The organism is Allochromatium palmeri, assembly GCF_009720725.1.
GTDB lineage: Bacteria > Pseudomonadota > Gammaproteobacteria > Chromatiales > Chromatiaceae > Thermochromatium > Thermochromatium palmeri.
The window spans coordinates 1-666 of the sequence record NZ_WNKT01000158.1 but is presented as its reverse complement, the minus strand read 5'-3'; the positions used below and the strand labels follow the sequence as shown (position 1 = coordinate 666).

Genomic DNA, 666 nt, shown 5'->3' with positions numbered 1-666 from the left:
TCGGGGTGGTCGCGGTCGCGCATCTCGAAGCACCAGAGGGCTTGTTTGGACTGCTCCTCAGCGTCGAACAGCGTGAAGTCGAGCAGGTGGATGCCGATCACCGGTTTGAGGCGGCGGTAGTCCTTGCCTGTATCCAACTGTTCGCTCAGGAGTCGGGCCAGATACAAGATTCCGCGCGCGTTCCAGGCGGCGAAGCGGCGCACCTGCATTTCGATATTGTAGTGCTGTTCGTACTCGTCGATGGCACGCAGATCGAGGATCAGGTGTTTGCCGCTGAGGCGCTCGGGGCTCAGGTGCGGGTTGAGGAGTTCGATCTCGGTGATCGGGGGTTCGTCGCGGCGCACGACGTTGATCAGGTCGACCAGCAGATCCGGTTCTTCGGAGAAGACGCGGAAGAAGACGTAGTCGTTCTTGGGGTCGAGCAGTGTGTTGGTGGGAGCGGATGGCATGGCGGCGGCGTGGGTGGAAGCCAGGGACTGGAAGGTTCTACAGTAGCATGACCGCACAACCGGGGCATTGGCTTGAGCACGGCACGGCGCGGCGGTTGTGGGGGCCGCCCTGGCAGTTTCAGCCGACCTCGCTCATGGTGCTCAGGGCGTTCCGCTCGTGCGCACGGCTTCGATCTGCGCCACGCTCAGTCCGGTAGCCTGTGCGATCTGGACATCG

Annotated in this window: 1 protein-coding gene; it reads right to left on the bottom strand. The window is 62.9% G+C overall.

From position 1 onward, the window contains the following. A partial coding sequence (locus tag GJ668_RS19920) for an Rpn family recombination-promoting nuclease/putative transposase (protein ID WP_155451814.1) occupies positions 1-449 on the bottom strand: 449 nt, incomplete at its 3' end. Positions 450-666 lie beyond the last annotated feature (217 nt).